This is a genomic window from Hyalangium sp. (genome assembly GCF_035629615.1).
Classification (GTDB): domain Bacteria; phylum Myxococcota; class Myxococcia; order Myxococcales; family Myxococcaceae; genus Hyalangium.
Genome location: NZ_DASPHO010000655.1, coordinates 1 through 4616 on the forward strand (window position 1 = coordinate 1; position 4616 = coordinate 4616).

Consider the following 4616-nt stretch of genomic DNA (forward strand, 5'->3'; position numbering starts at 1 on the left):
TACTTCACCGCGTTGGACACCAGGTTGCGCGCCACCACCTGGAGGAGCTGGTTGGGGCAGTCCACCCGCACGCCGGGCTCCAGCTCCCGCTCCAGCGCCACGCCCTGGGCCGCCGCGGTCTGCGACAGCTCCAGCAGCACCGTGCTGACTGCCGTGTCCAGCTCCGCCGAGGTGCGCTCGCCCCGGGTGCCCGCCCGGCAGAAGCGCAGCAGCGCCTCGATGAGCTCGCCCATGCGCACCGCGCTCGACTCGCACTGGGCCAGCATCTCCAGCGCCCCGGGCTCGTTCACCGCGCCCGTGCGCCGGATGAGCGTGAGGTAGCCCTTGAGCGGCGCCAGCGGCCCCATCAAGTCATGCGCCACCCGGCTCGTGAAGGCGTCCAGCTCCTGGTTGGCCCGGCCCAGTTCCTCGAGTTGCCGCTGGATGGTGCCCTCCTGCCGCCGCAGCACCGTGGTGATGTGCCAGCCCACCAGCAGTGAGAGGAGCACGGCCACCAGCGTCACTCCGGCGCCCAGCACCGTGGTGCGCACCCGCATGGACGCCAGGCGCCCGACGAGCTCCTGCGCCTCGTCCGCGTTCTCCCGGGACAGGTGGGTGGCCAGCGTGTCCACCTCCATCAGCTGGGGGCGGATGCGATCCGCCAGGTGGTGCCGGGCCCGCTCGGCCTCCTGGCGGAGCGAGAGCACGGCCGCGGCCCGCGTCTGATCCGCCAGCGTCTGGCAGGCCGCGTTGAAGCGCTGCCACACCTCCTTCTCTCCAGAGAGCAGGTTGCGCGTATAGGCCTCGGTGGAGCGGCGGATGTCCTCGAGGATGTCCTCCATCACCGCGTTGGCCGCCTGGCGCTCCTCATCATCCGTGGCGCGGATGTGGGCCTCGATGGCGCTCTCCAGCGAGAGCGCATCCACGCGGATGCGGCCGATGAGGCCTGCACGCTCCAGGGCCTCGCGCACCAGCGCTTCCACCTGCTGGCCGGTGCGCAGCTCCCTCCAGAGGGTGAAGCCCGCCACCGCGGCCAGGAGCGCCACCGCGAAGAGGAACCCGGCCCGGTAGCCTCGAATGGGCGCGCGCGCGTTCACTCGGAGCTCAGGGTGAGGCCCCCTGCCCGCCTCCCGGTGCCGGCGGCGGTGGCCCTGGCGGAGCGCTGTGCCGTCGCGCCCGAGAGAGCGCTGACTCGAACCACACGTCCGCCATCTGCTCGTGCATCTGCGCCAGCTCGCGCTGCCGGGCCTGGAGCTGAGCGTTGTGATCCTCCAGGGAGTGGAGCTCCACCTCCCGCCGCGCCAGCTCCTCGTTCACCGTCTGCCGGGCCTGCTCCGCCTCCGCGCGCTCCAGCTCGAGCGCTTCCCGCGCTGCCTCCGCTGCCGCCAGCCGGAGGGCGAGCTCCTCGGAACGTGCGCGCTCTTCCTCATACTGGCGCCGCCACGCCTCCACTTCCTGCACCTGGGCTGGGGTCGGGAGCTGCGCGGCGGGGGGGACTGTCGCGCACGCCACTCCCCACCACGCCGACACCGTGGCGATGAAGAGGTACCGCATGCCCCGCACATTGCAGAAGAGCCGGGATTCCGTCAAAGACCGCCCAGCTGCGCTGGGAAGAACCTCCTCACCCTTCGAGGTCAAACTAGGAGCGTGTCGTTCCAGGTCGGAGAGCGGCGCCCTGAGGAGCGTTTCAGCACGTCCCGGGCGCCCCTGGGGAAAAGCTCCACAGCCGCAAAGGTAGGATAGACCAGGAATCGCGGGCTTCCCGCGTGGCACGGATGCTGCTCTGCGTTGTGCCGCGGACACGGCCGCAATCTCGCGCCGCTCCTGCTCTGAACCTGGAGATTCCCATCATGAAGAAGCTCATCGTCGCTGTTGCCCTGGTTGCCACGTCCGCGTTTGCCACGGAGCCCGCCAAGGCCGCGGAGACCCAGCCTGCTCCCGCGGCGGCCGCCGAGGCGAAGACCGAGGCGAAGGCCCCCGAGGCCGCCCCGGCCGCCCCGGCCGCCGAAGTGAAGGCCGAGACCAAGACCGAGAAGAAGACCACCAAGAAGAGCAGCAAGAAGGCAGAGACGAAGGCGCCGGAGGCCACGGCTGCCGAGACCACCAAGTAGTTCCGCTTCGCCGCGAGGCGAGCTTGCGCGGGGGCGTCCTCTCTCGAGGGGGCGCTCCCGTCGCATTTCAGGGGGTCTCGGCCTGGGCCTCAGGCTGAGCGGTGGAGCGCTCGCCTGGCAGCATGCGCCCGTCATGGAGGTGCAGGGCCCGCCGCGCGTGGGCCACCACCCGCGGATCGTGCGTAGAGAAGAGGAAGGTGACACCCTTGTCTCGGTTGAGCGCCAGCATCAGGTCGATGATCTGATCGCTGGTGGCCGAGTCCAGGTTGGCGGTGGGCTCGTCGGCCAGCACGAGCTGGGGCTGGGTGATGAGGGCGCGGGCGATGGCCACGCGCTGACGCTGGCCTCCCGAGAGCTCGTCCGGACGGTGGCGCACGAAGGGCAGCAAGCCCACCGCATCCGCGAGCGCCTCGACCCGCTTGCGCAGGGCCGCACGGCTCTCACCGTCCTTGCGCACCATGCAGGGGAACTCGATGTTCTCCGCCACGTCCAGGACGGGGATGAGGTTGAAGCTCTGGAAGATGAAGCCGATCTTCCGGTTGCGCACCTCCGCGAGCGCGTCGAAGTCGCGATCCCCCACCTCCTCGCCATCCAGCCGGTAGGAGCCGCTGGTGGCTCGGTCCAGGCACCCGATGATGTTGAGCAGGGTCGTCTTCCCGCTGCCCGAGGGCCCCGTCACCACGGTGAACTCGCCGGCGCTCACGCTCAGGTCCACGCCGCGCAGGGCACTCACCTTCGTCTTGCCCAGGAGGTAGTCCTTGGTGATGCCGGTGAGCTCGATGAGGTTCCGGGGCGACATGGGGCGTCCTCAGTAGAAGAGGCGGGCCTGGAGCAGGACCCGGTAGGAGGAGGGAATCAGCTCGAACTCGCTCACGTGCTCGCCCGTGGCGGGCACAGTGGCGGCGAGTGAGGAGGGGCCGGAGAAGGGCACGAAGCCGGAGAGGGTGAGCGTCATCCACTCGGTGGTGGACCAGGCGACGCTCGGGGCGAGCAGGCCAGAGAGATCCCGGAGGTTGGCGATCAGCGACGCCGAGACCGTGAAGTCGTCGCGGATCTTCGGCTTCTGGAAGGTGAGGAAGGCGTAGTGCCGGGAGATGGGGACGAAGCGGAACCGCTGCGACAGCCCCGCTTCCGTCCCGCCCAGGAGCTGCTCCAGCACCTGCTCGGTGTCCAGGCCGAGCTCGCGGGCCACGGACAACAGCGAGAGGCCGCTGACGACGTCCTGGAACTCGGAGCGCTTCAGCCCGTCCGCCTGGTAGAGGTACTCGGCGGACAGCAGGGACTCGTCGGAGAACTGGTAGCGGGTGCCCACGAGGATGCGCGGGCGCAGCCGCTTCTCCTCCAGACGCCGCTGGGAGATCAACGGCTCGCCGCGGCGGAAGCAGTCCACGGCGGCCTCACCGCTGTCCAGGCACCCGGGAGTGGGGTAGCTGCGCGCCGAGCCTCTCCCGACCAGGGCTTCCACGTGCAGCTCGTAGTCATCGAAGAAGTAGCGCGAGAAGGAGAAGCCCAGCTGTGTCTTGTCCTCGAAGTCATCGCGGTAGAGGTTGGAGTGGAAGAGCATGAGGTTGAGATCGGCGTTGGCCACCAGGGCGTAGGCGCGCGCGGCGAGCAGGTAGTGGGCCTCGTGATCGAGCGCGTTCCACTCCGGGTAGACGAGGAGCGCGCGCGGCAGACCGCTCTCCTGCTCCAGCACTGCGGGGCTGGCCACCAGGGAGAAGGTGAACTTCTCCAGGGGCACCTCCACGCGCAGCATGTACGCGCCGACGCGCTGGGAGGTCGGATCCGTGGGATCCTTCGGCGGGTTGAGCAGATCCGTGGGGTTGTAGGCCCAGCCGGTGCCCCAGAGGATGCGCTTCTTGCCGGCCAGCAGGTGGAGCGCGGGCACCACCTCATGGCTCACGTAGAGCTCGCTGAGCGAGACGAAGGGGCGGGCCGCGGAGGCCTCGCGCACGGGAACTCCCACCTCCTGCCCCTCTGTGTCGAGGCCTCGGTAGCGCCAGGCGCCTTGAAGGAAGAGGGACAGGTCTGCTGCCACGAAGCCACCGGGCCGGTACTCGTGGCGCGGCTGGGCGTTAAGCTCCAGGATCTGCTGAACCTCGGGCTGCGCGTCCGTAGGCAGCAGGCCGTGGACGCGCGAGCGTGAGTACTGCGTGCGGCTCTCCACGTACCCCGTCACCTCGGCAGCCAGGGCCGGCGCGGCGGCGAGCACCAGGAAGAGGACCCCCAAGAGGTACATGAGGAAGCTCAGCGTCCCAGGTCCGTCTGCGTGAAGCGCTGCGCAGGCACCTCCACCCCGCGCTTCAGAGACTTCACCACCATCTCTGAGCGGCGGCTCTTCACCAGCTCGTTGCGCATCACCACCTTCGCCGGCCGCTGGTAGCCCTTCTCGAACTCCACGTAGTCGCTGAACTCGGCGCTGCGCAGCATCTGCCCGCTGGTACCGAAATACTGCGCCTTCACCGGCAGCCCGTCCGACTTCCGCACCCACAGCTTGATGGCGTCGTAGGCCGTCTCCTGCGACTT

The 4616-nt window shown here is 69.5% G+C and carries 6 protein-coding genes; 1 reads left to right on the forward strand and 5 read right to left on the reverse strand.

The annotated features are described in order from the left end of the window. The coding region (locus VD972_RS33385) for an MCP four helix bundle domain-containing protein (protein ID WP_324992844.1) at positions 1-1076 on the reverse strand (1076 nt) is incomplete at its 3' end. 7 nt (positions 1077-1083) lie between these two features. Further along, complete coding sequence (locus tag VD972_RS33390; RefSeq protein ID WP_324992845.1) at positions 1084-1533, reverse strand: hypothetical protein; 450 nt, start codon at positions 1531-1533, stop codon at positions 1084-1086. 296 nt (positions 1534-1829) lie between these two features. On the opposite strand from VD972_RS33390, the gene VD972_RS33395 reads away from it, so the two are divergent. Next, positions 1830-2090: a hypothetical protein gene (locus VD972_RS33395; RefSeq protein WP_324992846.1), complete on the forward strand. Its 261-nt coding sequence runs from the start codon at positions 1830-1832 to the stop codon at positions 2088-2090. A 67-nt stretch (positions 2091-2157) separates the two neighbouring features. On the opposite strand, the gene VD972_RS33400 is transcribed toward VD972_RS33395, so the two are convergent. From VD972_RS33400 to VD972_RS33410, 3 genes are all read right to left on the reverse strand, one after another. After that, entirely contained in the window at positions 2158-2889 is a 732-nt protein-coding gene (locus VD972_RS33400; RefSeq protein WP_324992847.1) for an ABC transporter ATP-binding protein, read from the reverse strand. A gap of 9 nt (positions 2890-2898) precedes the next feature. Then, complete coding sequence (locus tag VD972_RS33405) at positions 2899-4329, reverse strand: hypothetical protein (RefSeq protein WP_324992848.1); 1431 nt, start codon at positions 4327-4329, stop codon at positions 2899-2901. Between the two features lie 8 nt (positions 4330-4337). Next, positions 4338-4616: outer membrane lipoprotein-sorting protein (locus VD972_RS33410; RefSeq protein WP_324992849.1), on the reverse strand; the 279-nt coding region annotated here is incomplete at its 5' end.